The organism is Ralstonia sp. A12 (assembly GCF_000801955.1).
Classification (GTDB): Bacteria; Pseudomonadota; Gammaproteobacteria; order Burkholderiales; family Burkholderiaceae; genus Ralstonia.
On sequence record NZ_JSZO01000044.1, the window covers coordinates 1 to 25652 of the forward strand.

The window sequence follows — 25652 nt, forward strand, 5'->3', positions numbered from 1 at the left end:
GCGCTGGGCGCTCACCGCCGCAAGTGATGGCCCAACTCTGCGCCCAGGGCCCGCTCGATCAGGGCCTTCTTGAACGCCATGGAGGCTTCTTGCACGGCCTCGGCGCTCATCGGACCCTTCACGAAATGGGCGATCAGCTCTTCCGGGATGGCTGGCAGCTCTCGCGCTGCGGCAATGCTCGTCTTCGTCTTGCGTGGCATACATGCTCCTTGCTCACATGTTATGCCCTGCACACAAAATCTCGGACAGGCCCGGCAGGGGACGATACCGGGGATGCACCACTAACAACAGAAAAAAATCAAACCCGCCCAACCGCCTCCACCAACTCAATCCCCAGCGCTTCAGAAGCCGCCACCATAGGCGCCCGCAGCACATTCTCCACCCGCCCTTCGGCAGCCAGCCACGCCTTCAACGGCCCCGGATTCGTCGCAGCAAACAACAACCGAATCACTGGCGCCAGCGCATGATGCAACCGCCGCGCATCGTTCAAGCGTTGCTCCTGCACCGCCTGCACCATCTCCACGAACAATTCAGTCCGCACGTGGGCGGCCGCAATGATGGCACCTACGCCGCCGGCACATAGCGTGCCGAACACCTGCGCATCCTCCCCCGCCAGCACCTGCAACCGCCCATCGGCAATCACGCGCTGTGTCTTGTCGGCATCGCCACCGCAATCCTTGATGCCGTGAATGTTGGGATGCGCAGCGAGCGCGAGCAGCGTTTCAGCGTCGATGGACGCGCCGGTGCGATACGGAATGTCGTACAGCAGCACCGGCACGGGCGAAGCATCGGCCAGCGCCGTGAAATATTCAATGATCCCGTCCTGCGACGGGCGGATATAGGAAGGCGCCGGGACCAGGAATGCCGCGGGCCGATGCTCGGCAAGCCTGAGCATGCGCTCCCGCACGGGCGCCAGGGCGCTGCCCGAGATGCCCATCACCACGGGCAGCCCATCGGCCGCGGCGCGTACCGTATCGAGCACGTCGGCCTGTTCTTGGTCGGTGAGCGCGGCGGCCTCGCCGGTGCTGCCACAGGCAACGAAACCGGCTACGCCCTGCGCGCAATACCGCGCCACTAATGTATAGAGCGCGCCGTAGTCGACCGAACGCTGCGCATCGTCGGCAAACGGCGTGACGATGGGCACCCAGATGCCCGCATACGATGGACGCACGCTGGTGGACAGATTGGTGGATGAATTTTCAAGCACGACAACACTCCTGGACGAATCAACGACCGATCAAGAACCGTCAGGAGAGCACCGGGAATATAGGGCCCGCGAAATGCGGGTATGAGGTCAACCGTGTCTTACGTGCCGGTCAGCCGCTGTTCCGTCGCCCATCTGACGGAACAGCACTCCGGTCAGACGAGCGGCTGTTTGGAGGCTTTTTTGGCGTGCGCGCGCGTCGACGCAACCGACAGGCAGTGTGCCGGTGCCGTGCAGATCAACGAGATCGACAAAGCAGAGGAAATCGCGCGCATGGAAATTGTCAAAAAAGTCCCCACACCGTACTGATGAGTGGCCGGGGCGTCAAGCGCATAGGCTAGAGTTCGCTGGAACCCCATGAGACGATGTCGGTCTCATGCCACATTGTTTGTCCGACTGTCTGATCAAGAGGTATTCATGACCCCTGCCCTGTCCGTTCGTTCGACGCGTTTCTCGGTGCTGCGCTGGCTGGCGCTGTCGCTGGCCGTGCTGGCCGCGCCGTTCCTGTCTGCTTGCGGCTATAACGATTTCCAGTCCAAAGACGAAGCCACCAAGGCCGCCTGGTCTGAAGTCGTCAACCAGTACCAGCGCCGCGCTGACCTGATCCCGAACCTGGTCAATACGGTCAAGGGCTACGCCTCGCACGAGAAAGACACGCTGGAAGCCGTGACCCGCGCCCGCGCTGCAGCCACCAGCTTCCAGATCACGCCCGAGGTGCTGAACGACCCGGCGGCGCTCCAGAAATTCCAGCAGGTGCAGGGCGAGTTGTCGAGCGCACTGTCGCGCCTGATGGCCGTGTCGGAAAACTATCCGCAGCTCAAGGCTGATCAATCGTTCCGCGATCTGCAATCGCAGCTGGAAGGCACTGAGAACCGCATCACCGTGGCGCGCCAGCGTTACATCAAGTCGGTGCAGGACTACAACGTGCTGGCCCGCAGCTTCCCGACCAACCTGACGGCCAAAGTGATGGGCTATCAGGTCAAGCCGAATTTCACGGTCGAGAACGAGAAAAGCATTTCCACCGCCCCGGCGGTGAAGTTCTGACGAGCTGACGATCATGTCGATGCGCGCGCGTGCTTTCTTCGCCCTCCTGCTGACAGCGGCCCTGTGGCTAGCCACCGCGTTGCCTGCGCGCGCGCAGAGCGCGCAGGGTGACACCCCGGTGGCCGTACCACCGCTGGCTGCGCGCGTGACGGATCTCACGGGCACGCTGTCTGCCCAGCAACGCAGCGCGCTTGAACAGGTGCTGGCCGACTACGAGCAGCAGCGTGGCAGCCAGATCTTCGTGCTGATGGTGCCCACGACCGCGCCGGACCCGATCGAGGCGTACGGCATCCGTGTGGCCGAGGCATGGAAGGCCGGCCGCAAGGGCGTGGACGACGGCGCCATCATCCTCATCGCCAAGGACAACCCCGCATCGCTGCGCAAAATGCGCATCGAGGTCGGGCGCGGGCTGGAGGGGGCACTGACCGACGCGCAATCGAAGCGCATCCTGCAAGATGTGATGGCGCCGCACTTCCGTCAGGGTGATTTTTATGGCGGCTTGTCGGCGGGCATCTCGGCCATCCAGACCATCGTTGCGCAGGAAAGCCTGCCGCCGGCTGAACGCGCCAAGCATCAGCAGGCCAGCAGTGGCATCGAAGATTGGCTGCCGGTGCTGTTTCCGCTGGCGATCATCGTGTTCTTCGTACTGAGCGCGGCCATGCGCTCGGGCGGACGCGTCACGGGCAGCCTGCCCGGTGGCCGACCCGGCACGCGCGTGGTGATGGGCAACCGCGGCTGGGGGCCCGGCACCATCGGCGGGCTGGGTGGCGGACTCGGGGGTGGCCTGGGTGGTGGCTGGGGACGCGGCGGTGGAGACTTCGGTGGTGGTGGTGGCGGCTTTGGAGGCGGCGGCGGTGGCGATTTCGGCGGCGGCGGTGCCTCCGGCAACTGGTAAGCACGATCACGACCATGGCATCTCAAACCCGACACCATCGCGGCGCGCGCCGTGCCCTCACCCACCTGCTGACGACCTCCTCGCACGCCAAGCGCGCCTTTCCGCCTGCCGATCTGCACAAGCTGGAAGCCGCTGTGCGCGAAGGCGAACAACGCCATCGCGGTGAAGTGCGCGTCGTCATTGAAAGCTCGTTGCCGGTACGCGATGCGTGGGCAGGCGTCACCCCACGCCACCGCGCCCGCACACTGTTCGGCCTGCTTGAGGTGTGGAACACGCGCGAGCACGTGGGCGTGCTGCTCTACATCAACCTGGCCGACCATGCGGTCGAGATCCTGGCCGACCACGGCATTGCCGCCAAGGTCGATGCGCATGCCTGGCGCACGGCCTGCGAGACCATCACGCGTGGCTTTGCACAGCGCGTGACGATGGCGCCGGTGCTGGAAGCGCTGGCGCAGATCAACGACATCCTTGCCACCCACGTCCCGGCTGACGGCACCCCGCGTGCCAACGAACTGAGCGACCGGCCGCTGGTGCTGTAGCGGTTTTCTCCGGGCGCACCCTCTGCTACGGTTGTGCGCCCGTTCAAGCGCTGCGCCAGCCACCTTGTTTCACAGCAACCCAACTGCCAGCGCACACCGGCGGCGCGTGTTTCAGTTCTGATACGAATTTGCACGCGCGAAGGAACGCATCAGCAACACGCCCAGGCAACAAAGCACCTCATCTTTTCGGATGACGCGGCGGGCGCCTCGCCTCAGGTATCCGCGTCATTCTCTGCCGCGCTTTCCCCCACATCGCCGACAAGCTGCTACGCCATTTCCGCGACGCACGTGTGCGCAGCGCGATACGAGGGCCCCCGTTGCGATGCCTCCGCACCCACGGTGAGCAGGGCATGTTTCACGGATGCAACCATTTCTGGGCCCTCTGGTTGCCCCCGAGTTTTTGCACCGCAGCAGGCATTTCTCGTCACTCTTTGCGCCCGTTTGCGCGACGCATTGTGCACAAAACGCCTTCGTCTTCAGCGGTTTCCACTAGCCGCTGCCGGTATTCGGCACGTATCCAATTCGAAACATCCCACTGACGCCTGCCACTGCAAACACCCTGATTCGAGCTGAGATCGTTGTGGATCAAGGGTTTAGTGGTCGTGGCATGGTCGTCGCTCTACTGTCCGGGCCAGCGAGGCAAACCAGCGATCCGGAAGCTCGGCAGGCGAATCGCCACTGAGACTGCAGGACACAGATTCATGACGGAGTGCCAGTCCAACAGCGCTCCGAGGGGAAGTGCAGAACATAGGCGGTGCGCCGGCCACGGAAGATGGCCAAGCACCCAAGAGTGCGCCTGATGCGGCCGTCGATACCGGCCTCAGGCAATGCGTGAAGTCAAAGTAGAAGTCGAAGTGTCCGGGGGTATCGTCGGTGCGAACCGACGTGAAAGCCAGTCTCGAACCAACGAGACAGCCAGGTTGCCAGGCATGCACTGCACGCCGACCGCCACATGGCACAGAGAGGTTCCTCCCCCAGACTGCATGTGCTGCATTTTCGGACAGGCGGTGTTCCGCCCTTGTCCGATGGTTGATCCGGCAGTCCAGTGGTGGCCGCAACGGCAAATGCGGCTCCATAAAAAAAGCGTTGGGGGAAAACATGAACGCGTACATCAACCGCCCGTTGCTCTATGTCTCGCTACGTCACGATGCAACGCGCTGCCGCTACCTGGCTCAACAGGGCTGGCGGCTCATCTTCGCCAACAGCCGCCGCGATCTTGAGGCGCTGAACCTGGGCGATGAACCTGTCCTGGGCGGTTTGCTGGACCTGGACAGCGGCTACTCCGACGCGGAACTGGAAGACCTGGAACCCTGGCTGGCCCAGCAGAACATCGGCTGGATCGGGGTGGTCAACAATGGCGACATGCTGTCGGCGCCGATGCGCAAGCTGCTCGGCCTGTACTTTGTCGACTACTACAACATCCCGTGCGACAGCGCCGAGCTGGCGCGCGCGCTCGGTCACGCCGTCGGGATGGCGAGCCTGCGCCCCGCAGCATCGCTCGCACGCGGCGCGCTGCGCCCTGATGGGATGATCGGCAACTGCCCGGCCATGCAGACGCTGTTCCGCGGCATCGAGAAGGTTTCAAAATGGGATACGCCCGTGCTGATCTCGGGCGAATCCGGCACCGGCAAGGAACTCGCGGCACGCGCGATCCACTGCGCCTCGCGCCGCGCCGGCCAGCCGTTCATCGCGGTCAATTGCGCCGCCATCCCGCCCACGCTGCTGATGTCCGAGCTGTTCGGCTATGAACGCGGCGCCTTCACCGGCGCGGTCAAGCGCAAGCTCGGCCGTATCGAGATGGCGCACGGCGGCACCCTCTTCCTGGACGAAATCGGCGACATGCCGCTGGAAAGCCAGACCAGCCTGCTGCGTTTTCTGGAAACCGGCTGCATCGAACGGCTGGGCAGCACGGAGTCGGTGGCCGTCGACGTGCGCGTCATCTCGGCCACCCATGTCGACCTGGAAGCAGCCATCGCGGCGGAGCGCTTTCGCGGCGACCTCTATCACCGCCTCTGCGTGCTGCGCGTCAAGCAGCCTGCACTGCGTGAACGCGAGACCGACATCCTGCTGTTGGCCGAGCACATCCTCAACAGCATCCGCAGCCATTCGCCCGAGCACATCAAGGGGTTCTCGCCGACGGCCCTGCGGGCACTCAGCGTGCACACCTGGCCCGGCAATGTGCGCGAGCTGATCAACCGTATCCGGCACGCCGCCGCCATGTGCGAGGACGGCATCATCAAGCCGGCGGATCTTGACCTGCAGCCGCCCGTCGAGCCTTCGCGCCCGCCCACCCTGGCCGAGGCGCGGGAAGCGGCCGAGCGCAGCGCTGTCAAGGAAGCCTTGCAACGCAACCATGAACGGCTCATTGACGTGGCAGAAGAACTTGGTATTTCGCGCGTCACGCTGTTCCGGATGATGCGTGAGCACAAGCTGCAGATCCGCAAGGGAGAACTCGGGATGGTGTGTGTGCAGGGATAAATGCGGAGGGCGGAGGCGACGGTAAAGGTGGGGGTAGAACAAAACAGAAAACAGGGGCGGACCATGTCAGTCAGCCAGCAGGGCAAGCAACAAGCGGCGCATGCTGTACCCGCGCCGATTACGAGGGGGGGAGGTTGGCCGGGGTCCCGCCGACTGCACGTTTATGGCGGGGCCCTGCTCTTCCTTGAGTATTTCCTGCTCGGCATGTGGTGGTGGGGGCACCACGTGCTGAAGAACACCACCATTCCGTCGCCGGGGTGGGACCTGGTGGTCTTCTGGAATGCCGCTAGCCTGGCCGTGACACGCGGTGCTGCGGCAGCCTATGACTGGGCGTTGCTACGCGCTGCGGAGGCCGCCATCCTGCCGCCGGACATCTTTGGACCGTTCTCCTATCCGCCAACGTTCCTGTTGCTGATCTACCCGATCGGCATGCTGTCGTTCGGTGCGGCCACGGTGGTGTTCTCGGCCAGCGGCATCGCGCTCTACCTGGGGGTGCTCCGGTCGACGCTGGCGTCGCAGCAGCTGCCCTGGCTCATTCCGGCCGTTGCGTTTCCTGGTGTGTGGGTCACGCTGGTCACGGGGCAGAATTCGCTGTTCACAGCGGCAGCTGCGGGCGCGGCGCTGGTACTGCTGCGGCGCTCTCCAATCGCGGCCGGCGCTTGCATCGCCATGCTCTGCATCAAACCGCAACTGGGCATCCTGTTCCCGCTCTACCTGCTCTGTGGGCGCCAGTGGCGCGCACTCGTGTCGGCGGCGTTCTTCTCTGTATTGATCCTGGCGGTCAGCTGGCTCGCATTCGGCACGGACACCTTTGTCGCCGCGGCAAAAAGCCTGGCCATGTTCCGCCACGCCATTGTCGAGAACGGTGGCGTGATCCTGTACGGCGCGCCAACGGTGTTCGGCACGCTGCGGTCTGCGGGGTACTCGACCACGATGTCGTATGCGGTGCATGCAGGCGTGGCGACGCTGGTGATTGCCGCCTGCATCTGGCTGTGGCGCAGCACCTGCCGCGTCGAGTTGCGCGCTGCCTCATTACCCATCGCGACGTTGATGGTGCAGCCCTACCTCATCTACTACGACCTGGCGTGGCTCGCCTTGCCGATGGCCTGGCTCACGGTCGACTTTGTACGCCACGGCAGCAACCGGTTCGAAAAGGCGGTGCTGCTTGCTGCCTGGCTGGTGCCGGCGCAAGGCTTGTTCGCCGTGCTTTCGCGCAGCACGGGACAGTGGGCGCCGATCGTGCTGGTGGCCTTGCTCGCCGTCGTCGTGCAGCGCGCGCGTGCGGCGCAACGCGTGATCGCGCCACCCGAAACCTCTGACGCTGCAACACCACCCGCTGCCGCGACTGGCACACACGCACCCAATCCGGCACAGGGGACACCAGCGTGATCAGGAGCTTTGAAGGCCTGCGCGGCATCGCAGCCTTGTTCATCGTGGTGCATCACATGTTCTGCGCATGGCCGCACCCGCTCTCTGCCAACGCCTATCTTGCGGTGGATCTCTTCTTTGTCTTGAGCGGTTTCGTCATCAGCAGCGCATGTGGTCCGCAGTTGTCGAATCTAGCATCACTGCGGACATTCATGATCCGCCGCATCGGCCGCCTGTGGCCAACGCACATCGCAACCACGGTGCTGGCCCTCATCGTGGCCCGTCATCTGCCGCTCTTCGGCGAGACGCTGGCGCTGACCACCATGTCGCAGGGCCTGAACTTCTTCCAGGCGGGTATCGGCAATGCCGTGAGCTGGAGTGCCGGCGACGAAATGTACGTCTACCTGCTGTTCGGCGCGGGTTGCGTTCTGATGCGCCGCCATGTCCGCATGGTGGTGTTCGCGGCGCTGGCCTTGACGGCGTGCGCGCTGGCCGCCTGGATCGAGATCGACCGCGCCTGCCTACTCCAGGGCGGTTGCCTCAGTAAGTTGGTTCACCAGTTCGGTTGGCTGCGGTGTATCGCGGGCTTCTTTGTCGGCACCCTCATCTATGAGTTCCGGGATCGTCTCGTCACGTTGACGAACCACCCCGCCTTTCAGGTGACGGCGTTTTCAGCAGCGCTGTTCCTGCTCATTTCTGCCGATGCCCTTCCTGGGTCTGCACTGACCGCGCCACTGACGTTCGGCGCGCTGATCAGTGCACTCATCACTGACCGCGGCCCGGTCGCGCGCATCCTGCAGACATCTGCCGCGCAGTATCTCGGCAAGGTGTCCTACCCACTGTATCTCGCGCATGGCGTCATGCTGCCGCTCGTCGTAAGCATGCCGGCGGACATCGGGCTCATGGATCAGATCGTCACCTATGCGCTGTTTCTCTTCTGGGCGTTTGCCGCCGCTCATCTGCTGCACCACTACGTCGAGGTGCCGTTTCGCAATTGGTTCAATGGGTGGTCTCAAACGTTCACGCATGCCCGTCCCACTGCGCAGCCACCGATCCTCAACCCAGTCGAGACGCGCCAGCCGCGTGTCCGCCAAGACCGGTAGCGGGTTGCGAGTGTGCTGCAGTGGACGCAAAATGACGCCGCATCACGATGGCCAAGAACGCCACAAGCACAGCGGGAAGCACCTGCAGGTAGTGACCAACATACGCCGCAAGAACACCCTGCACAGGTGCCAGCCACACCGCTGCAAGCAGAACCCACTCCAGACGACTCAACGCCTGAACCCTGGCATCGCGCATCAGAAAGACGATCGGCAGGATCATCCATACCAGGTCGTAGAACATGATGTAGGGCTGTATCAACAGCGTGGCCACGACAAAGGCGGTTGCGCGAAGCTCGAACCTAGCGCGCTTGACCCACAGGAAGGCCATGACCATCACGGCCGGCGCGGCAACCAAGCCATGCACAACATACGCCGCGCTCACAGACAAACCCAGGCTGCGGCTGAGAGCGAATACGGTTGGCATGCCAAGCCACATTTCACGGCCACCCTGCTCCACCGCGATCCGGCTGAACTCGGGAAGATACGCAGCAAACGCACGCCATGCCTCAACCCCGAAAACGGCGACGCTGCCCCCCGCGAAAGCCAACGTGCAGAGAGCCGCAACAACAAGCGCCTTCCATTGCCGACTGCACACCAGCGCCAGCGGAAACAGCACACCAAATTGGGGCTTGATCACGAGTAGCGCGATGCACATCCCGGCAAACCCCGCGTTTGTCTCAAGCAAGGCAAGTGCTGCGCCCGCAGCAGACACCGTCAACAGCGAGTTCTGTCCCAACCCCAACGCAACCGGCACCCCTGGAAATGCGGCCAGCCAAGGCAGCCACGCACGTTCAACGTTGTGGCTGATGCGTGCGAGCATCGCTCCGAAGGCAGACAAGCCGAGCACAAAGTAGAGAACGAGCGCGCCCCCGAAAGGCAGCAGCCCGAAGAGAACAACGGCCAGCAGGAAGGTTGGCGGATAGGGCCATGGGGAGTAGCCGACTTGGTGCCGCAACGACTCTTCCATCGGCTGCATCCATTGCGCAGAAAACACCGCTGCCGCGTTGTGTTCGAGCGCAACCCTAGCGGCCGACCAGAACACCGAGAAGTCGTAGCCGAGCATCGGCGCTGTCCAATCCTTCAGCACGTAAAACCGGATGCCCCAGATCACCAGCGCCAAGACCTGGAGCACCAACCCCACCACCGCATAGATGGTCAGGCGACGCGCCAAGCGCCCCGAATCCGTTGCCGACATGGCGCCCCCCAAATGCTGAAACGCGCCTAGCCGCGCTGGCCCCGCACCATCTGAATCACACGCCGCTCACCCGTCAGCCGATTGCGCAGCCGGCGCTCCTGATAACGACGCTTCACGAGGTAGATCGGACGGCCTTTGGCCTCGTCGTAGATGCGGCCAATGTATTCCCCCACCACACCCAGCCCGATCAACTGCAAGCCGCCAAAGAACAGCAGCAGCGACAGCAGCGAGGCGTAGCCGGGCACGTCCACACCCAGGATCATGGTGCGCGCGATGATGTAGCTGCCATACACGAATGCCAGGCTTGCAATGGCCAGACCGATATACGTCCAGCTCCGCAACGGCCAGGTGCTGAAACTGGTGATGCCTTCCAGCGCGAAATTCCACAGGCGCCAGCCAGAGAATTTCGATTGCCCTGCGCTACGTGCCTCACGCTCGTACGGCACGATCACGGTGTTGAAACCCACCCACGCAAACAAACCCTTCATGAACCGGTGCCGCTCGGGCAACTGCTTGAGCGCGTTGACGACGGCGCGGTCCATCAGCCGAAAATCGCCAACGTTTTCCGGCAGCTTCAGGTCGGACAGCGTGTTGTGAACGCGGTAATACGCGGCCGCCGTCACACGCTTGAGGAACGTATCGCAGGCGCGGCTGGCGCGCTGTGCCAGTACCACCTCCGCTCCCTTTTGCCAGTGCGCCACCAGGGTGGGAATCAGCTCCGGCGGGTCTTGTAGGTCAGCATCGATCGGGATGACGGCGTCGCCCGCCGCCTCGTCAATGCCGGCCGTCAGCGCTGCTTCCTTGCCGAAGTTGCGTGTCAGGTCGATCACCCGCACGCGTTCGTCCATACGTGACACCGCAATCAGCTTCTGTAGCGTGTCGTCCTTGCTGCCGTCGTTCACGCACACGATCTCGAACTGCGTGGACTCGATCGACTCCAGGATCGGCACGACCCGCGCAAAGAAGGACGCCAGCGCCTCGCCTTCGTTGTAGAACGGCACGACCAGCGAAAGCAGTTGGTTTCTCTTGTAATCCAACATCATTGTTCTCCCCGTCCAAGGCGCCTTGGCACGCGGCTGTGCGACGCGTTGCGTGTGCGCTCAAGATGAATACGGCGCGCGATATGCGCGAGTGCCAGCAGCAATACAACCGGCATCAGCTGAAAGCCGAGTCGGTCAATCACAAGCATTCCGCCCAGCGGCAGAAGCCACAGCAGGATCAGTCCTTCACGTTCGCCGGGCAGCCACCCCTCGCGCCACCCGTAAGACGCCAGCCAGGCAATGGCCAGGCCGAGAAAGGCCAGGTCGTAGTCGTAGAGGTAGGGGCTGGCGAGCATGCTTGCCGTCAGCACAGCCGCGGCGCGCAACGCAAAGCTGCACGGCCGGCTCCACGCATAGGCGACCACGGCGCAGGCTGCCATGGCCCCCATCAGGTGCAGCGCGTAAGCCAGCACCACGCTGCCGTGCAGCATCTTGATCATGGCAAAGAGGGTGGGCATGCGCTCAAGATGGACCGCGCCGGATTCCACCACCGACCGTGCGAACGCCGCGTTGTGCAGGAAGGCGATATACGACTGTGGACCGAACGCCACCAGCGCCAGCGCTGCCAGCGCAAGCGAGGTCAGCGCCATTGCGATCAAACTCTTCCAAGCTCTAGCGCACAGCAGCGCGATGGGAAACATCAATGCCAGCTGCGGCTTCACCGTCAGCAGTGCGAGCAGCATGCCCGCGGCAATCGGGCTAGCGGGCCGCTTGGGCCGAGGGGAATGCAGCAAGGTGAGCGCCAGACCAGCGCACGCCGCCAGCAGCAGTGCGTTCTGCCCCGTTGCGAGCACGACCGCAATGCCCGGAAATGCCGCGCAGGGCAGCCATGCCTGCCGCCACGGCACGATCCGGCTGACCACCCACAGGAAGCACCCAACGCTCACGCCCAGGAAGACCAGCACGGCAAGCCAGTACGGCAGCAGCCCAAACGGCGTGACGAAGGGCAGAAACGTTGGCGGATAGAACCAAGGCAACAACCCCTGGGTTGTCGCCACCAGCGGCACGGTGGCCAGTTCCTGGTTGTGCAGCACGGCGACATCGTAGGCCGCGAGCGGATGCCCCTGCAGGACCAGCTGTGCAGCGCTCCAGAACACCAGAAAATCACCGCCGAGCGGGAAGACGCCCGGCACCTTCAAAACACTGGCGCGGATGGCCCAGATCGCAAAGTACGCGACGTAGCACGCCAGCGCGGCCATCGAATACACGCGCAGACGGTCCTGGCCCAGCCAGTGGCGCGCATCCGCTGCGGGTGCCGAAGGTGTCTCGGGCACCCTGTGCTTGAGAAGGTTCCAAGCGATGGCCATGGCACCCTCACCTCTGCGTTGCCACGCGACGCACAACAAGCGCCATCATGGCCATCAGAACCAGCGGCCCGATCTGCGGCAGCTTCAGGTAAGGATTGGCGTGCTCATAGAGCGGCAGCAGCCAGGCCACCACGAGCAGCCCCCGCTCGCCGCTGGACAGGCCGTTGCCATCGCGCACACCGTCGCCCACCACTCCGGCAATGGCAATCCCAAGCCATGTCAGTTCGTAATCACGCAGATAGGGCGTCACCATCAGCGTGGCAATAGCCAGCGCCGCAGCACGCAACTCAAACGCCGTGGTCTGCCGCCAGACATAGACCATCGCCCCGGCCATCGCCAGCGCTATCAGCACCTGTATGGCGTAGGCGCCAGTCACGCTCACCCCGGCCAGCCGGGCGGCTGCAATGGGCGTGGGCATGCCCCACCACAGGTTCGCTCCTCCCTCGATGAAGCTTGCCCGTACCCATTGCGCGTTGGCGAAGAAGGCCGGCACCGTGCGCCAGCCGCAGACCAACACGCTGACACCGACAAACGCCGTCGTCGTCGTCAGCGCACTGGCCAGCGCCCTCCATGCGTGCGAGATCACCAGGGCCAGCGGGAACAACACCGCCAGCTGCGGCTTGATGGCAAGCAAGCCAATGAGCACACCGGCAAGCACGGGGCGCTTGTTGAGGGTGTACACGGCTGCCCCGGCCACGCCTGCCGTCAACAGCGCGTTCTGGCCCGCAAGAATGGTGATGAGCGTTGCAGGCGCGGCCAGCACAGGCAACCACACCCCTTGGCGCCAAGGGTGCTGCGCCCCCGCCAGCACACTGATCGATCGGAAATAGACGAGCCCCGTGCCCGCCAGGAACAGCAGGTAGCTCAAGGTCAGCGGCAACAACGACAGCGGCAGGACCATCAGCAGAAAGGTCGGTGGATACAGCCAGGGAAGGATCAGCTCGGCGCCCTTGCCCAACGTTCCATACTGAACGATCACCGCGGTCAGTTGCCGCACGTCGTAGGCTTGCAGGGCCCCTTGGGTCAGTGCAAGGTGAGATGCCCCCCAGAACGCCGAGAAATCCGTTCCAGGACGCGCCATCGCCACATCGGTAAAGCCCTGGCTTGTCCAGGCCCAGCCCAGCAGCAGCGCGCAGAACAGAATCAGCAGCGCACCGCTGTAGGCGCGCACCCGGGCCAGGTCGATCCAGTGGCCAGCAGCAACCTCACGCGCTACAGCAGCGCTGCGCGTGGCTGGCAGACGCACCGATCTCTGGCTCATGCTGGTCCTCGCGTCGGTTCCGGGTGATGCGCGGCACACGATGTTTGCACTGCGCTGGGTGGGGCTTCGCCACGCGCGCGACAGCTTCGCGCCGGGTACGTGTCTTAGAGCCCAGTCTTGTTCTCGTGTGTGAATAAGGCAAGGCACGGCACGGCACGCGGCCTGGTTTTGGCGCTGCCCGATCGTCGAAATTGCGTCGACGTTTCAGCGCTGAAGCGCGGGGGCATTTCCCCGGATGCGTTGTGGCTGCGGCCTCGCCGCACGCAACTGAGCGAGACAGGCGCCAAGGGGAGCGCTCAACGTTTCCATCCGGAAACGTCGCCCCGCTACCGGCACACCCCCAGCCGGAACACGGTGGAGCGCCTCATGTGGACCCCCAGCCTACCCGGTGGCTGATTTCCACCATCCACTACGCTACCCCCTCACCTGTCCATTTGAATGAGGGCCCCCCTGCGCTGCGTCATCCCTACGTAGCCTCATCCAAATCGACGTGCCACGCCACGCGTTTCCCCCTGGCAACTCCGCCCCCGAGAACCCGGGCACCTGCCCTCCGCTGCGCCCCCAGGATTTCGACCCATCGCCCGCAAAGCCTTGTCGCACATAGAAGTGCAAGGGGGTGGCCCGGCTTTTGCCTATGCCAGATCGCAGGACATCGTCACCGCCGCCTTGAACGGGGAGCAGCAAGTTCGCAGCAGACGGCGAAGCGAAACGGAATCTCCAAATCAAAGCATCGATTTGAACGAGGGATCGAAACCAATGCCGACCAACAACACGCTCACATCACCCACAAGGGACAACACGCAACGCAACACCACACGGTGTGTGTCACGTGAGTTCCTGCGGGCCGATGACGGCAGCGAAGGCTGCTGGCCGTTTCATGCCTGTGCTATCTGTGCGCCGCCGACATGACCTCTCACTCATCCTGGCTTTTCGAACGCGCATTTTTTCCACTGAAGGAGATTGTCATGAACTACCTCAACGCACTCAAGCAATTCGCCCGTGACGAAGATGGTGTGACCGCCATCGAATACGGCCTGATCGCCGCTCTGATCGCTGTCGTGATCATCGCTTCGGTCAAGCTGGTTGGCACCAACCTGAGCACCGTGTTCAACAACATCGCTAACGCGCTCTAACGCGCAGATGTTGCGAACGCGAGGCTCACTGCATTCGGTTGCACAGCAATGCATGCCAAGCGAAAGCAGGCGTGGGTCGCCATGAACCTGGCGCCCCACGCTCCAGCAACAACCGGCAGAGGTTCTGCCTTTGGCAAAGGGAGATTGTGATGAACAGCTACAGCACGCTTCTACAGCAGTTCCTGTACGACGAGCAGGCGGTTACTGCAATCGAGTACGGCCTGATCGCGGCATTGATTGCCGTTGTCATCATCGCCTCGGTTCAGCTCGTCGGCACGAACCTGAGTACGGTGTTTTCCAACATTGCAGCAGCACTCTAACGGACTGCCAACTCAGTCAGCTACCAGCGCTACGCAGGAGACCAGCATGCACAAGCCAATCAACCCCAGGAAGTGGCTGCGCGACGATCAAGGCGTGACCTCGATCGAGTACGCACTGCTGGGCTCGCTTATCGCAATTGTCATTCTCGGCTCCGTCGTGGCGCTGGGTAGCGGCGTGAAGTCCCTTTACGAAATGATCGCCGCGGCCATCCCATGATGCCGTACTGGACCAAATAACAACGACCGTTGCAACACCTGACCCCATCGAACCGACTTTGCCACTGCACCGCAGAACCCGAGGACACCATGAACGACGCCACCCTGCTCTCGCCAATGATCGGCCCCGTTGCCATGGGCGTGGCGCTAACTGCAGCAGCCATCGACGCGCAGCATCGCCGCATCCCGAACTGGTTGACCTTCGGTGCCTGGCTGGTGGCGCTGCCGTTGCAGGTGGTAGTGCATGGCCTCGGCAGCGGCGCGCTTGTATGGGCGTGCGGATGGCTCACGGGCCTGGCGATCTTCCTGCCGTTCTATCTGCTGCGTGGCATGGCTGCAGGCGACGTGAAGCTCATGGCCGCCGTAGGTGCCTGGCTCGGAGCGTTCATGGCCTTTGAGATTGCGTTGGCCACGTTCGTGATCGGCGGCGTGTGGGCACTGGCATTCACCCTCCGCCACAAGCGCATGACGCAGCTGCGCCGCAACCTGCGCGACGTTCTGATGACGTCGGGGCAGATCAGCCGTGAAGAAGGCCCATCCACACCACAGGCCGATGCATCGTGGTCGGTGGGCTCACTGCCGTACGGCGTGGCGATTGCCGCCGGCACGATTGCAGTTCTGTTTGTGTCGGCTTGATGCACGCAACTTGCACACCTCGACGCGCACTTCGTATCCACTCAGACAAACGGTGATGAAGATGATTGGGGACCAAAAGATCGAGCACACAGAATTCGGGCACGCCCAACATACGCCGCGCTCGCTCGAGGCCGTGCCATCGCCCACCGGGCTGGATGCCGCCCGCCGCGAGCCCGCCGCCCCCTGGCACATCCTGCCGCGCACCGTTGCCGAGACGGGCTTGGATATCTCGCTGCTGCTCGGCCTGCTCATGAAGGTGGCATATCTGCATCGCAGCGCCACGCTGGTCATGCTGATGGACACCATCAAGCTGCCGGCCATGGTCATCAATGAAGTGGCGGCCTACGCCGTGCGCGAGCGCATGCTGGAAGTGGCGCACCGCGGTGCCAACGATCTGGACGTGCGCTTCCACCTGACGGACGCCGGCTATGTGCGCGCTGCTGAATTCACCGCGCGCTGCAGCTATGTCGGTGCCGCGCCCGTCACGCTGGAAGCCTATGTTGAGGCGGTGCAACGACACACCATCCAACGGGCCTCTTTATCCAAGGGCGATGTCACTGCCGCCTTCAGCACGTTCGTCATGCCGACGGAGCTGCTCGACGACGTAGGTGTGGCGCTCAACACCAGCCGCGCGCTGATGCTCTACGGTCCGGCCGGCGGCGGCAAGACCTATCTTGCGCAGCATCTGGGCATGCTGCTTCCCGGCACGATTCCGGTGCCATACGCCATCACGGTGGCGGGCGAGATCATCCAGATCTTCGACCCGCTCGTGCACGTGGCGCAGGACGACGATGGTGCCCCCATCGCGCGCCGCCCGCTGGACCGCCGCTGGCAGATGTGCCATCGCCCCGCCGTGCTCTCGGGCGGCGAGCTCACGCTGGAGATGCTCGAGCTGCGCTACGACAGCGGCACCGGCTTCTACCAGGCGCCCCCGCACATGAAGGCCAACAACGGCATCTACATCGTCGATGACCTGGGCCGTCAGCAGGTTGGCGTGAGCGAGCTGCTCAACCGCTGGATCGTGCCGCTGGACCGCCGCGTCGACATGTTCTCGCTGCGCAACGGCGTGCGGTTCTCCGTGCCGTTCGATGTCTGGCCGGTCTTCTCGACCAACCTGGAGCCGGCCCAACTGGGCGACGACGCCTTCCTGCGCCGGCTTGGCAGCAAGCTTTATGTCGGCCCGCTGTCGGTGGACAACTACCGCGAGGTCTACCTGCGCGCCGCAGAGGACCTCAAGCTGCAGAACGCAGCGGCGGCCTTCGATTACCTGCGCGAAGCCTTGCACAACGCCAGCGGCAAGCCGTTGCTGGCCTGCATTCCGCGCGACCTGCTGCGCCTGGTGGCCTCCGCCGTGCAATACCACGGCTGGCCGTCCGAGGTGACAAACGAAGCACTGCGCAGGGCATGGCAAATCTACTTCTGCACGCACGCAGATTTCGGGACCACCGATTCCATGAGTGCGGGCACGGGCTGGCGGCAAGACGTACAGGCTCGCACTTGAGCACTGCATGTCTGAACCGATTCATTGATCTCAGAAGGGGGAACTCATCATGAAAAACGCGCGTGCAATCGTGATGCTGATCGTGGCATTGGTGGCGGGGATCGCGGCCGTCGTCTCTGCATCACGCTGGCTGTCTCAGCAGTCATCCAGTTCAGTCAAACAAGTCGTGGTGGCCGCCAGCGACATGGATCTCGGCCAACCGCTGGGCAATGAGCAGTTGCGCATGGTCAGTTGGCCGGCCGGCAGCCTGCCGCCGGGCACGTTTGACGATCCCAAGGCACTGCAAGGGCGCGTGGTGCGTGCAAGCCTGCAAAAAGGTGAACCGATCCTGGAGAACAAGCTCGCGCCCATCGGCACCAAGGGCGGCCTGTCGGCAGTCATTGCCGAAGGCAAGCGCGCCATCACCGTGCGTGTGAACGACGTGGTGGGCGTGGCGGGCTTCGCACTGCCGGGCAACCTGGTCGACGTGATCGTCAACACCAACGAAGACGCCAAGAGCACGAACAACAACAGCATCTCCAAGATCGTGCTGGAAAAGATCCTGGTGCTGGCGGTTGCACAACAGGTGAGCCGGGACGATACGCAGCCCAAGGTCGTCAACGCGGTCACGCTGGAAGTCACGCCCGATCAGGCAGAGAAGCTGGATGTGGCACGCAGCGTGGGCACGCTCTCGCTGGTGCTGCGCAATCAGGTTGACGTTGCCGCCACGGCAACCGGCGGCGCCACGAAAGGCACCTTGCTGGGTACGCCCGCAGTTGAACCCGCACCCAAGGTGGTGATGGTCAGCGCGCAACGGGCAACGGCCAAGGTGCGCCACGTTGCCTCGGGCCCGGTCCGGCAACGCGATTGCATCGGTGTGCTGGCTGGCGTGCAGGGCAGCATGGAGTGCTTCTGACCCACCACACACCCGACGATTCTTTCATTCGCATCGCAACGTAGAGGTTAGCCAGCCACAGCGTATCAACCGCATTTTCTTCTTGTGCAGCACACCCTCGGGGGGGGAGATATGAAGACGAACCTAAAAACCAATGTCGCGCTGCATGGCGCACAGGTCCTCGGCAGCACACGCATGCTTGTCTTGGCAGGTGCAGCCAGTGCGATGCTCTGCATGCCGCATCACGCGACGGCACAAACGGCCATGGAAGCAGGTGCCGTGGCCAAGTCCACCACGGCACCGGTCGTTGTACAAGGCGGCCGAGCCGGTGCGCCCGCTCCGGTGCAGATGACGATCAGCATGAACCCGGCGCTGGCAACTGCGCCCGTGGCTGACGTACGTGGCCCGAACTGCACGGGCGCCGTGCGCGGTGAGAGCAGCGTGGTGGTGCCGGTTGGCAAGTCTTTGCTCATCTCTCTGCCCGAACCGGTGCGCAACCGCACCCTGGGCAACCCGGGCGTGGTGCAGGCCACCATGGTGTCACCGCAATCCATGTACCTGCTGGGCCGCAGCGTGGGCACCACCAACATGATCGTGCAGGGCCGCAGCGGCGCCTGCAGCATCGTCAACGTGGTGGTCAACGCAGATGCCGGCGGCTTGCAAACGTCGCTCGCGCAGCTGATGCCGGGTGAAAACAAGATTCGCGTGATGACCGCGGCTGACAGCCTGGTGCTGGCCGGCAACGTGTCGAGTGCGCAGGCTGCGCAGCAGGCCATGGAAATCGCGCATGCCTATGCTGCCTCTGCACAGAGCGGTGCGGACAAGGGAGGCGGCGCTGCCGGTGCACTCGGTGGTGGTGGCGGTGCCGCCGGTGGTGCCAACGTCATCAACATGATGATCGTGGATACGCCGCAGCAGGTCATGCTGGAAGTCAAGGTGGCCGAAGTGTCGAAGACCCTGCTGAATCAACTGGGCTCGGCACTCAATATCCAGGGCGGATTCGGGTCCTGGAGCGGTGGAATCCTGACCTCTCTGCTGACCGGTTCGTCCACCGGGTTCTTTGCCAACAAGGCGAACAACCGGCCCTTCCAGGTTCAGCTGGACGCGCAGAAGAACGACAGCCTGGTGAAGATCCTGGCTGAGCCGAACCTCGTCACGCTCAGCGGGCAGGAAGCCAGCTTCCTGGCAGGCGGCAAGATCTACATCCCGGTCGCGCAGAGCAGCGCCTCGGGTGGCGCACCCACCATCACGCTGCAGGAAGAGGAGTATGGCGTTGGCCTGAAGTTCACGCCGACCGTCATGGCCAATGGCCGCATCAACCTGAAGGTGGCGCCGGAAGTGTCGGAACTCTCGCCCACGGGCGCAACCGTCACGGGCGCGAGCACAACCGGCCAGACCATCCTGCCGCTCATCACAACGCGGCGCGCCTCGACCACCGTGCAAATGCGTGACGGCGAGAGCTTCGCCATCGGCGGGCTGCTGCAGGACAACGCACGCGGTTCACTCCAGGCATTGCCTGGCGCGGGTGAAATCCCCGTCCTGGGTGCGCTGTTCCGCAGCACGCAGTACCAGCACGAGCTCACGGAACTGGTCATCGTCATCACGCCGCGTCTGGTGCAGCCGATGCAGACGGCATCGTATCCGCTGCCGACGGACAGCTTCTCATCGTCTAACGAGCTCGACGTCTACCTGACGGGCAACATGGAAGGCAGAGGCGCCAAGAACCGCGCGGCCAAACCGGCGAGCGCCGCAGCACCCGCAACGGCACCGCAGATGCCAGCACAGGCACCAAGCGCGCCCTCGGCACCGAGCTCGCAGGCACCCGCCCCCGCCCCGGTAGCACCGGCACCAGTGGCTCCGGCCGCCCCGGCACCGCGCACTGAGGTGAGCACGGCTCCGGTCACGCCTCCGACGAGTGATGTGCCGGAAACACCAGCCGCCACGCTGCCGGTTGCAGAAGCCGCACCTACGCCAACCGCAACACCCGCCCCGGCGCCCACTGACGACAACGCCGCCCGTGTCGCCCGGATCGAGGCCACCGCAGCACGGCTGGCCCAGGCCAGAGCCAAGACGCAAGGCCGGCAGACAGCTGTGGCCGACACGACTACGGCCCCGCAAACGCGCTGACCCTGGGAACCCTGTGGAGATATGCCATGAACACCAATCTCAAACGCCTGCAACGTGCCGCACTCGTGATCCTGGCTTGCCAGGCCCTGACTGCCTGCATGACCACGACACCCGTCTGGGACAAACACTTCGGCGAGGCCGTCACGAGCGTCAAGCAAGCGCAGGTGATCAACCCTGACGCCCCGGCCGGCCTGCCGGCGCTGGATGGCTACGACGGCAAGGCCGCAGTGGCCGCCATGAGCAACTACGACCGCTCGATGACCCGCTTCCCCGCCGGAGGCGCCGGCAGCGGTAGCAGTGGATACGGCGGCGGGTTCGGCGGCGGCGGATACGGCGGCAGCGGCATGTCAGGCGCCTTCTCTCACTGACAGCGCATGGCGGGTGCCCAGTCAGGTGCCCAAACGGCACCCGCCATCGCAAGCCTGATAGCGCGATACAACGCCATACAGAACACACGACCGAACGGGGAGCTTTGCCATGCTCAAGATCTTGATTGCGTCCGAAGACGGCGAGCGCCTGGCGGACCTTGCACGCCTGGTAGCCGCCAGCGGCAGCTACCAGGTCATGCGCCTGCAGGCCGCGCCGGGCAGCCTGTCCACGCATGCCTGCCAACTGCGAGGCGCCGATGCGCTCCTCATCGACCAGCCGAGCGGTGGCTCCAGCCAGATGCTGAGCATCGAACTGCTGCGGCAACAGTTCCCTGACCTGCCCTGCGTCCTCGTCACACATACCCAGGAGCGCGACGACCTGATCCGTGCGCTGCGCGCCGGCGTGAGTGACGTGCTGACCTGGCCCCTGGAGCGCGCACAGCTGACAGCCGCGCTCACCCGGCTGGAAACCAATCACACCCCGAGAACGCGAGAAGAAGCACGCGTGATCGCCTTCATCTCCAGCAAGGGCGGCGCCGGTTCCAGCTTCATTGCCAGCAACGTCGGCTACACGCTGGCCACGCACGCACACAAGCGCGTGCTGCTGATCGATCTGAATACGCAGTTCAGCGACACGCACTTTCTTGTGAGCAACGTGACACCGCCCGCCACGCTGTCTGAAGTCTGCGCGCAGGTGGATCGGCTGGACGATGCGTTCCTGGAGGCCTGCCTGACACGCGTTGCCAACGGCTTCGACGTCCTGGCCGGCGCCAGCGATCCGATCAAAGCGGGCGAGATCAAGAAGGACAAGATCGAGTACGTGCTGTCGCTGGTGTCACCGGTCTACGACTTCATCCTGGTCGACGTCGGGCAGGCGATCAACCCGCTGTCGATTGCGGTGCTCGATCACAGTGACCAGATCTGCGTGACGGTTCAGCCGACCATGGCCTTTGCCCGCACAGGGCGGCGCCTGCTGGACATCCTGCACGGCCTGCACTACCCCGCCGAGAAGATCCGTGTCCTGGCCAACCGCCATGGCAAACGCGACGAGCTGCCCCGCTCGACGCTGGAGCAAGTCTTTGGCCAGAAGCTCTTCCATGTGCTGCCCGATGATGCGGCAGCGGTGGACGACTCCATCTGCCAGGGCATGCCCATTGCCCATCATCACCGGAACAGCACCATGGCCAAGGCCCTTGTGGCCCTGGCCGACCTCTTCGTCACGGCACGCGAGAACGACCGTCACGCACCGCAAGAGAAGGGCTTCTCTCTGGGCAAGCTCTTCACGCGGGCCAAGACGTCGTCTCCAAACATTGCCTGAGTTTGTCCTATCCATTCCTCCTGTCAGACGGAGCCCATCATGTCGATCCGCGAACAGCTATCCAGCCCGGACCATGCGCCGCTGTCCATGAACGGACACACGCCGCATCACCATAAGGTGGTGGGCCATCCGGCCTACCGGGACTTCAAGAAAACCGTGCACGAGGTCGTGCTGGACCGCGTGGACCTGGAGCGGCTGGCCCGCTTCCCGACCGAGCAGGTGCGCCACGAGATCGGCACCCTGGTCAACAGCATCATCGACGAGGAAAAGCTGCTGCTCAACGACACTGAGCGCCGGCAGATGACCACCGATGTGTATGACGAGATGTTCGGCTTCGGCCCGCTGGAGCCGCTGCTGCAGGACCCGACGGTGTCCGACATCCTGGTCAACACAGCCAAGCAGGTCTACGTCGAGCGGCGCGGCAAGCTGCAACTCACCGACGTCACCTTCTACGACGATGCCCACCTGATGAAGGTGATCGAGAAGATCGTCTCGCGCGTGGGCCGGCGCATTGATGAAACCAGCCCGATGGTGGATGCGCGCCTGCCTGACGGTTCGCGCGTGAACGCCATCATCCCGCCCTCGGCCATCGATGGCCCGCTGCTCTCCATCCGCCGGTTTGCGACCAACCCGCTGCAGGTGTCTGACCTGATCGATCTCAAGACGCTCACGCCACCCATGGCCAAGCTGATGCAAGCCTTGTCGCAAGCCAAGGTAAACGTGCTGGTGTCGGGCGGCACGGGCAGCGGCAAGACCACGCTGCTGAACATCCTCTCGGGCTTCATTCCGGCCGATGAACGGATGGTCACCATCGAAGATGCCGCTGAACTGCAGCTGCGCCAGCCGCACGTGCTGCGCCTGGAAACACGCCCGCCCAACATCGAAGGCAAGGGCGAGATCACGCAACGCGCGCTGGTGCGCAACGCCCTGCGCATGCGGCCCGACCGCATTCTCCTGGGCGAAGTGCGCGGCGGCGAGGCACTGGACATGCTCAACGCCATGAACACCGGCCACGAAGGATCGCTCACCACCGTTCACGCCAACACCCCGCGCGACGCCCTGACGCGCATGGAAAACATGGTGAACATGGCAGGCCTGAACCTGCCGCCCAAGACGATCCGGCAACAGATCGCCTCGGCCATCACGGTGATCATCCAGGTGGCACGGCTGACCGATGGGCGTCGCAAGGTCATCAGCATCCAGGAGATCACCGGCATGGAAGGTGATGTCATCAACATGCAGGAGATCTTCACCTTCCAACGCACGGGCATTGGGCAGGACGGTTCGGTCAAGGGGCACTTCCGCGCCACGGGGGTCTATCCGAAATTTGCCGAGCGGCTGCGCGTGTTCGGGGTGGGCTTGCCGGATGAGACGTTCGACCCGGCACGGCACTTTGAGGCATAGCGCTTGACGCCAGAGCCACCGCCAGCGTGGTCCAAGTGCGATCAGAAAAATGGGGGCACCCTAAATGAACGAAATCTTCTACGCGTTCGCAATCCTGCTGTTCGCGGCCGTCGTGCTCTGTATCGAGGGGGTCTACCAGTGGTGGAACAACTACCACGGCCCCGAGGCCAAGCGCGTTGATGCCCGCATTCGTGCGCTGTCCGCGGGCGGACATGTCGGCACCGACCAGCTCTCGATTCTCAAGAAGCGCCTGCTGAGCGAATCGCCCCAGTTCCAGCGCTGGCTGATGAGTCTGCCTCGCGTGAGCGTGGTCGACCGTTGGCTGGAGCAATCCGGCAGCGCCTGGTCGGTCGCGCAGCTCGTGGGGTACACCGTCGTGATTGGCGTCGGTGTGCTGGCGGTGGGCGCGTTGCTGCCGGTCCCGTTTGGCATCGTGATTGCGTGTGCGCTGCTTGCGTCTGCGCTGCCGGTCTTGCGCATCGCATCGCTGCGGAACAAACGCCTCAAGAAGCTGGAGGCACAGCTTCCTGATGCGGTGGACATGATTGCCCGTGCGCTGCGTGCCGGCCACTCCTTCGCCAGCGCACTGGGCATGGTCGGGCAGGAGATCAAGGAGCCGATGGGCCCCGAGTTCCGCACCACCTTCGAAGAGATCAACTACGGCGTGTCGCTCGACGAAGCGTTGACCAACCTGGCCAAGCGGGTGCCCGTCAATGACCTGCGCTACTTCGTGATTGCCGTGCTCATCCAGCGTGAGAGCGGCGGCAACCTGGCCGAGATTCTCGACACCATCGGCAACCTGGTGCGCGAGCGCCTGAAGCTGTACGACAAGATCCGTGTGCTGTCAGCCGAAGGTCGGCTGTCGGCATGGATTCTGGGGCTGCTGCCCTTTGGCACGGCCGGCATGATCCTGATCGTCAATCCTGACTTCATGAAGGTGCTGTGGACTGACCCGATCGGCCTGAGGATGATCGGCCTGGCGCTGTTCAACATGGTGATGGGGCTGATCTGGATGCGCAAGATCATCCGCATCCGGGTCTGATGAACGTGCCGAACGTGCAACAAGCGGCACAGCTGATGACCTGACCTGACAACGTGACTTCGTTTTCTTGGGGGGAGACGATCATGCAAGCGCTCTATTCCAATCAATATTTCATCCTGGCCCTGATCTTCGTGGCTGCCTTTGGCGGTGCACTTGGGTTACTGCATCTGTTCTCTCCGAATCGCGCACGCGGCCGGGTGCAACAGATCGGCGGCCAGACCGTAGGCGCAGACCTGGCCGGCGGTGCTGACCACGCCTGGGTGGAAAAACTGGCCACCTGGGCCAAGCCGGTCTCGCAACTGTCGTTGCCCAAAGAGGGCTGGGATAACTCGCAGCTGCGCATCCGCTTCATGAATGCCGGCTGGCGGCAACCGTGGGCACCGTCGCTGTACTTTGCCGTTAAAACGGTGCTGGCGATCCTCTTCCCGCTGGCGGCACTGCTGGTACTGGGCAGCCGGCCGGAGCACCATGACCAGGAGGTGGTCCTCGCCATCCTGGGGATGCTGAGCGCCATCGGCTACTACGTGCCCAACGCGGCACTGGCACGCAAGGTCGAGCATCGTCAGCGTGACGTGTTCGAAGAGTTTCCAGACATGCTCGATCTGCTCACGGTGTGCGTGGAAGCCGGGCTCGGCCTGGATGCCGCCATGATGCGCGTGTCGGACGAGCTCGCGCTGCGCTGCCCTGTGATGGCCGAGGAAATGGAACTCACGCTGCTGGAACTCCGCTCCGGGTTTCCCAAGGAAAAAGCGCTCACCAACCTGGCGCTGCGCACCGGTGTGGAAGACGTCGACCGGTTTGCATCGATGCTGATCCAGGCAGACCGTTTTGGTACCAGCCTTGCCGACTCGCTGCGCGTGTTGTCCGACATGCTGCGCACCAAGCGCCGCATGCGTGCCGAAGAACAAGCCGCAAAGATCGCACTGAAGCTGCTCTTTCCGCTGATCTTCTTCATCTTCCCAACGCTGTTGCTGGTGTTGCTCGGCCCGGCGTTCATCCAGATCTACCGTGTGCTGCTGCCGACCATGACAGGCTCAGGAGGCTGACATGAGCGCGCAAAGATAGCCTGGCAGTAAAGGCCCCCGGACTATCCCTGGCGTATGCGCTAGAGCGGTGGTCCTGTTCCCGGACGCGCGCCGGGTTTTTTCCTTTGTGTTTCGAGCGGTTGGGGTTGGGGGTGCTTCTGCTTGAGGATTGAGGCTGGTGGTCTGCCCCCCCCTTTTCGCCCCCTGTCGGAACGGGCCTTTGTGGTCCATCCCTGTTTCATCCCCTGCCGGGG

General features: G+C 63.7%; 24 protein-coding genes and 1 pseudogene. 19 read left to right on the plus strand and 6 right to left on the minus strand.

The genetic code is table 11. From position 1 onward, the window contains the following. Window positions 1–20 precede the first annotated feature (20 nt). Together PI87_RS27485 and dapA are read right to left on the minus strand one after the other, a co-directional pair. Window positions 21–200: pseudogene (locus PI87_RS27485) on the minus strand (IS256 family transposase); the annotation flags it as partial. A 98-nt stretch (window positions 201–298) separates the two neighbouring features. Further along, entirely contained in the window at window positions 299–1207 is a 909-nt protein-coding gene (gene dapA, locus PI87_RS27490) for a 4-hydroxy-tetrahydrodipicolinate synthase (protein WP_039600925.1), read from the minus strand. 93 nt (window positions 1208–1300) lie between these two features. Here dapA and PI87_RS27495 point away from each other — a divergent pair, with 93 nt between their 5' ends. The 7 genes from PI87_RS27495 to PI87_RS27525 all read left to right on the plus strand — a co-directional run bounded on the left by PI87_RS27495 (window position 1301) and on the right by PI87_RS27525 (window position 8631). Continuing rightward, window positions 1301–1513, plus strand: coding sequence for a hypothetical protein (locus PI87_RS27495; protein ID WP_039600944.1), 213 nt, complete (start codon window positions 1301–1303; stop codon window positions 1511–1513). Window positions 1514–1621: 108 nt separating this feature from the next. Beyond that, window positions 1622–2248 (plus strand): LemA family protein, encoded by a 627-nt coding sequence (locus PI87_RS27500; RefSeq protein WP_052321807.1) that lies wholly within the window; start codon window positions 1622–1624, stop codon window positions 2246–2248. A gap of 13 nt (window positions 2249–2261) precedes the next feature. Continuing rightward, window positions 2262–3143 (plus strand): TPM domain-containing protein, encoded by an 882-nt coding sequence (locus PI87_RS27505; protein ID WP_039600926.1) that lies wholly within the window; start codon window positions 2262–2264, stop codon window positions 3141–3143. 14 nt (window positions 3144–3157) lie between these two features. Continuing rightward, the gene (locus PI87_RS27510; protein WP_039600927.1) at window positions 3158–3682 is read left to right on the plus strand and encodes a TPM domain-containing protein; all 525 of its coding nucleotides are present in this window, start codon (window positions 3158–3160) and stop codon (window positions 3680–3682) included. A gap of 1098 nt (window positions 3683–4780) precedes the next feature. Beyond that, window positions 4781–6160 carry a sigma-54 dependent transcriptional regulator gene (locus PI87_RS27515; RefSeq protein WP_039600928.1) on the plus strand — a complete coding sequence of 460 codons (1380 nt, stop codon included), beginning with the start codon at window positions 4781–4783 and terminating at the stop codon, window positions 6158–6160. Between the two features lie 63 nt (window positions 6161–6223). After that, window positions 6224–7549: a glycosyltransferase family 87 protein gene (locus tag PI87_RS27520; protein WP_039600929.1), complete on the plus strand. Its 1326-nt coding sequence runs from the start codon at window positions 6224–6226 to the stop codon at window positions 7547–7549. Next, window positions 7546–8631, plus strand: coding sequence for an acyltransferase family protein (locus tag PI87_RS27525; RefSeq protein ID WP_052321808.1), 1086 nt, complete (start codon window positions 7546–7548; stop codon window positions 8629–8631). Before PI87_RS27520 ends, PI87_RS27525 begins: the two co-directional genes overlap by 4 nt. Here the strand turns inward: PI87_RS27525 and PI87_RS27530 are convergent. Genes PI87_RS27530 through PI87_RS27545 form a run of 4 tightly spaced genes read right to left on the minus strand, consistent with a single transcriptional unit; the run spans window position 8585 to window position 13434 of the window. Further along, entirely contained in the window at window positions 8585–9826 is a 1242-nt protein-coding gene (locus PI87_RS27530) for a glycosyltransferase family 87 protein (RefSeq protein ID WP_084210132.1), read from the minus strand. The genes PI87_RS27525 and PI87_RS27530 overlap by 47 nt on opposite strands. A gap of 26 nt (window positions 9827–9852) precedes the next feature. Next, window positions 9853–10866 (minus strand): glycosyltransferase family 2 protein, encoded by a 1014-nt coding sequence (locus PI87_RS27535; protein WP_039600930.1) that lies wholly within the window; start codon window positions 10864–10866, stop codon window positions 9853–9855. Next, window positions 10866–12173 carry a glycosyltransferase family 87 protein gene (locus PI87_RS27540; RefSeq protein WP_039600931.1) on the minus strand — a complete coding sequence of 436 codons (1308 nt, stop codon included), beginning with the start codon at window positions 12171–12173 and terminating at the stop codon, window positions 10866–10868. Before PI87_RS27540 ends, PI87_RS27535 begins: the two co-directional genes overlap by 1 nt. Window positions 12174–12180: 7 nt before the next feature. After that, entirely contained in the window at window positions 12181–13434 is a 1254-nt protein-coding gene (locus PI87_RS27545; protein WP_039600932.1) for a glycosyltransferase family 87 protein, read from the minus strand. Window positions 13435–14399: 965 nt separating this feature from the next. Here PI87_RS27545 and PI87_RS27550 point away from each other — a divergent pair. The 12 genes from PI87_RS27550 to PI87_RS27605 all read left to right on the plus strand — a co-directional run bounded on the left by PI87_RS27550 (window position 14400) and on the right by PI87_RS27605 (window position 25419). Beyond that, window positions 14400–14567: a Flp family type IVb pilin gene (locus PI87_RS27550; protein WP_039600933.1), complete on the plus strand. Its 168-nt coding sequence runs from the start codon at window positions 14400–14402 to the stop codon at window positions 14565–14567. Between the two features lie 149 nt (window positions 14568–14716). After that, on the plus strand, window positions 14717–14887 hold the full coding sequence (locus tag PI87_RS27555; RefSeq protein ID WP_039600934.1) for a Flp family type IVb pilin: 171 nt from the start codon (window positions 14717–14719) through the stop codon (window positions 14885–14887). Window positions 14888–14933: 46 nt separating this feature from the next. After that, window positions 14934–15104, plus strand: a complete 171-nt coding sequence (locus tag PI87_RS27560) for a Flp family type IVb pilin (RefSeq protein WP_004629691.1) — start codon at window positions 14934–14936, stop codon at window positions 15102–15104. An 89-nt stretch (window positions 15105–15193) separates the two neighbouring features. Then, window positions 15194–15739, plus strand: a complete 546-nt coding sequence (locus PI87_RS27565) for an A24 family peptidase (RefSeq protein WP_039600935.1) — start codon at window positions 15194–15196, stop codon at window positions 15737–15739. 61 nt (window positions 15740–15800) lie between these two features. Next, window positions 15801–17240 carry an ATP-binding protein gene (locus PI87_RS27570; RefSeq protein WP_232314113.1) on the plus strand — a complete coding sequence of 480 codons (1440 nt, stop codon included), beginning with the start codon at window positions 15801–15803 and terminating at the stop codon, window positions 17238–17240. A gap of 49 nt (window positions 17241–17289) precedes the next feature. Next, on the plus strand, window positions 17290–18135 hold the full coding sequence (cpaB, locus tag PI87_RS27575; RefSeq protein ID WP_039600936.1) for a Flp pilus assembly protein CpaB: 846 nt from the start codon (window positions 17290–17292) through the stop codon (window positions 18133–18135). Between the two features lie 111 nt (window positions 18136–18246). Further along, window positions 18247–20241, plus strand: coding sequence for a type II and III secretion system protein family protein (locus PI87_RS27580; RefSeq protein ID WP_039600937.1), 1995 nt, complete (start codon window positions 18247–18249; stop codon window positions 20239–20241). A gap of 26 nt (window positions 20242–20267) precedes the next feature. Then, complete coding sequence (locus PI87_RS27585) at window positions 20268–20609, plus strand: hypothetical protein (RefSeq protein ID WP_039600938.1); 342 nt, start codon at window positions 20268–20270, stop codon at window positions 20607–20609. Window positions 20610–20718: 109 nt separating this feature from the next. Next, entirely contained in the window at window positions 20719–21927 is a 1209-nt protein-coding gene (locus PI87_RS27590; protein ID WP_039600939.1) for an AAA family ATPase, read from the plus strand. Window positions 21928–22014: 87 nt separating this feature from the next. Beyond that, window positions 22015–23331 (plus strand): CpaF family protein, encoded by a 1317-nt coding sequence (locus PI87_RS27595; protein WP_232314115.1) that lies wholly within the window; start codon window positions 22015–22017, stop codon window positions 23329–23331. Between the two features lie 64 nt (window positions 23332–23395). Then, entirely contained in the window at window positions 23396–24373 is a 978-nt protein-coding gene (locus PI87_RS27600; protein WP_039600941.1) for a type II secretion system F family protein, read from the plus strand. A gap of 83 nt (window positions 24374–24456) precedes the next feature. Beyond that, window positions 24457–25419, plus strand: a complete 963-nt coding sequence (locus PI87_RS27605; protein WP_039600942.1) for a type II secretion system F family protein — start codon at window positions 24457–24459, stop codon at window positions 25417–25419. The last annotated feature ends 233 nt before the right edge of the window (window positions 25420–25652 follow it).